Annotated in this window: 2 protein-coding genes and 1 tRNA gene; 2 read left to right on the top strand and 1 reads right to left on the bottom strand. The window is 60.0% G+C overall.

Annotated elements, in window-relative coordinates; all coding sequences use genetic code 11:
* Window positions 1-287: 287 nt before the first annotated feature.
* Window positions 288-360: transfer RNA gene (locus HMPREF3162_RS02665), tRNA-Ala, on the bottom strand.
* A gap of 294 nt (window positions 361-654) precedes the next feature.
* Between HMPREF3162_RS02665 and HMPREF3162_RS02660 the strand changes: the two genes are divergently transcribed.
* Both HMPREF3162_RS02660 and HMPREF3162_RS02655 read left to right on the top strand, forming a co-directional pair.
* Window positions 655-2,280, top strand: coding sequence for an ABC-F family ATP-binding cassette domain-containing protein (locus HMPREF3162_RS02660; RefSeq protein ID WP_070776833.1), 1,626 nt, complete (start codon window positions 655-657; stop codon window positions 2,278-2,280).
* Window positions 2,281-2,523: 243 nt separating this feature from the next.
* Window positions 2,524-3,123 carry a helix-turn-helix domain-containing protein gene (locus tag HMPREF3162_RS02655; protein WP_371089253.1) on the top strand — a complete coding sequence of 200 codons (600 nt, stop codon included), beginning with the start codon at window positions 2,524-2,526 and terminating at the stop codon, window positions 3,121-3,123.
* Window positions 3,124-3,227: the final 104 nt, after the last annotated feature.

The raw sequence follows: 3,227 nt of genomic DNA, 5'->3' as shown, positions 1-3,227 counted from the left end.
TTAGCAACAACTGCTGACGGGAGTTTCTGTTGCTCAAGGGAGTCGCCGTGCGGCTCAAGCGTGGATTTGTCGTTAACGGTGCGGAGACGCGGAATAGTCAGCCATCCAGCAGCCGCGGCGGCAAGAGGCAGCCCGCACGTTTCAGCGGGTTCTGCAGATCAGGGCACATGCTCCAGCTTGGGGTGTGCAGCACCTACAGCGGGGGAACGATGACCCGACACACCAGTCGCCCCACACACAAAAAATCCCGGGACATCGAGTGAACGATGTCCCGGGACTTCACAACGTGGAGCCGAGGGGAATCGAACCCCTGACCTTCTCGATGCGAACGAGACGCTCTCCCAACTGAGCTACGGCCCCTTTGGACACCACTGTACTCCTTGGCCTGTGCACTGTGTCAGGAAGGCACAGACCCCTCCCGCTGAAGTGACGAGACCACAAGCACAGCCAGCACAGCGGGTACGCAGCTTCTTTGAAATCATGGTGTGCCCTTGGTACGTTGTATCTGTTATCTGGCGGCTTCGCCCCGCTGTCAACACCAGCGCAACTCAGCTATGCGCCTTCTGCTCAGGAGTACGTTCAACGAATGGTTCTGTGATCTTCACTCAGCAACGCTGAGACGCCGTCCGCGTTTTCCGCTCACTGGAGATCACTGTGCCTTCTATCGTTCTTGATAACGTTTCCTTTTCCTACTCAAGCAAACCTCTGCTCTCGCAGATCAATCTGACTGTCGGCCCAGGTGAACGTGCCTGCCTCGTAGGCCCGAACGGTTCAGGAAAATCGACCCTGCTCGCTATTGCTCAAGGGCATCTTCTCCCCGATTCAGGACAAGTCGAGGTTCCCAAGTCCACCCCCTCCGCCTCGATTCAGTCCTGTTTTGACGATCTCGAGCAGACTGTTTCCGCAAGCATGGAAACCGCACTTTCGCCTCTGCGGAACCTCATATCCGAATTCGAGTCCGTCACCGAGCAGCTTGCCCACGACAGCTCCGACTCAGTTGCTGCCCGCTACGACCGGTTGCTGAGTGAACTCGAAAGCCGCGATGCGTGGTCGATCGACGCTCGCCTCAACAAGACACTCAGGGGTCTAGGGCTCAGCATCGCAGCCGAAAACGCTGAATCCCTGCGCCTTAGACAACTCTCCCCTGGTCAACAAGCACGGCTGCAGCTGGCCGCTCTGCTTGTGCTCCGGCCTCCCGCTCTTGTCCTCGATGAACCGACCAACCACTTAGATGACGATGCCATCGAGTTCCTCACCGAAGTGGTTATGGGCTGGAGCGGCCCAGTACTCACAGCCAGCCACAACCGGGCTTTCATCGAGTCTGTTGCCACAGTGCTCTACGACTTAGACACTGTGGTGTGGCACGAGCTCTCGCGTGCGGACGGCACCACTGAACCAGGCGGTCTGCACAAAAACTCCGGAAACTACACGGACTATCTCCAAGCGAAAGACAAAGCCCACCGCGCACACCGTGCACTTCACGCTGCTCAACAGGAACAGAAACGCAGTATTGAGGAACACCGCCAGGGCAGTCAAAAGATCGCCCGCGGCGGTGTGCGTCTTGCAACTGCTCAAGGAAAAGAGAAGAAGTTCTTCGCCGACCGGGCTGCCGCAACAGCGGTCCGCCGCACCCGAAACGACGATCGCCGTTTAGAACACCTAGCAGAACACGAAGTGCGCAAACCTCGGCTGTACGAACTTTCGTTTCCCGCGCGTTCAGGTGACGAACCGGCAGGGTCGGCAATCGCAGCCCGCGCTGCAACAATAACCGGCAGGCTTTCGCCAACGACTTTCGATCTGTCCTACGGAGAACATCTGCTGCTCACCGGCCCTAACGGATCAGGCAAAAGCACACTGATCAGCTGGATCGCTGATGGCAAGCCGCCCGCGGACACACCGGCATCGGGATCGATCACCAGAGACGACGACATTGCGCTGGTGCCCCAGAGGCTGCCAAAATGCGGCGACCCCGGCTTCACAGACGACATCTGGGACAGCGGAGTGGGTTCCACCGGACGAGGAATCCTCCACCCGTCCATGTGGACAACACCGATTTCCCACCTGTCCGACGGCAATCAGCGCCGGGCTCAACTCGCTGTCGCACTGGCAGACCAGCCGGCGGTCCTCCTCATTGATGAACCGACAAATTACCTTGACCTCGACACTCTCGAAGCCCTCGAAAAGGCTCTGGCAAGCTGGACGGGCACGCTTGTCATCACCACCCACGACCGCTGGCTGATCAACCATTGGCAGGCCAGGCGACTCCACCTGGAAGCATAAGCCCCCCGGCCCAGCTGCCCTCGACAACGAATAATCACGAGGCACTGCTGAGGAGAGCCGTGAGGATGTATTGCTGTGAGTACGGAGATCCGGCTCGAGGCGCCACTCATCTGCCGCAGAAACTACAGGCATTCCGACAGCTCGCGGACAATTAAATCGGCCATGAGCCGACTGCGCATACAAAAGCCGAGACAGCCTTCATTGACCATGCACCAATAGTGCAATATTGTGCACTTCGTGGATGTGAGTACAGAGTCGTTAGCGCGTGTGATCGGCACGCGAGTCAAGCAGCAGCGCAAAAGTCGAGAATGGACTCTCGATCAGCTCGCTGGATTCGCTGGAGTGAGCCGCCGCATGCTCGTGAACGTCGAACAGGGTGCCGTGAATCCGAGCGTGGGAACGCTGTTACTGCTCTCGGATGCGCTGGGCATCGGCCTTCCGGCTCTTGTGGAACCTCCGGCCTCGCGCGCAGCGAAGCTCACGCGCAGTGGGCAGGGCGCTGTCCTGTGGACCGGCGACGCAGGGGGTCGGGGCGTGCTGGTCGCGGGCACGGAGCCGCCAGATGTGGTCGAGCTGTGGGACTGGACGCTCGCCCCGGGCGAACGGCACGACAGCGAGGCCCACAGCGAAGGCACCCGCGAGCTTCTCCACGTCCAGGACGGAGCAGTCGCGATCGAAGTGGGCGGCGACCACTATGACCTCGCAAAAGGCGACGCACTGTCGTTCCCCGGCGATGCTCCCCACGCCTACATCAACTCGACCGATGTCCCTACCCGGTTCTCACTGACGGTGTTCGAACCGGGCGTGGGCGCCACACATCGAACGGAGACCCCGAATGCCTGAGACCATGACCCCTAAACGGCTCCCCATCGCCCGCACCGTGAATGCTGAGGTGCGCACACGTGATCTACAGGTGGGCGCGTGATCCGGCAGCGTGTGGCGGGGAT

The organism is Brevibacterium sp. HMSC07C04 (assembly GCF_001815905.1).
GTDB lineage: Bacteria > Actinomycetota > Actinomycetes > Actinomycetales > Brevibacteriaceae > Brevibacterium.
The sequence above is the reverse complement of the archived record's forward strand: the minus strand, read 5'-3'. Positions and strand labels throughout refer to the sequence as shown.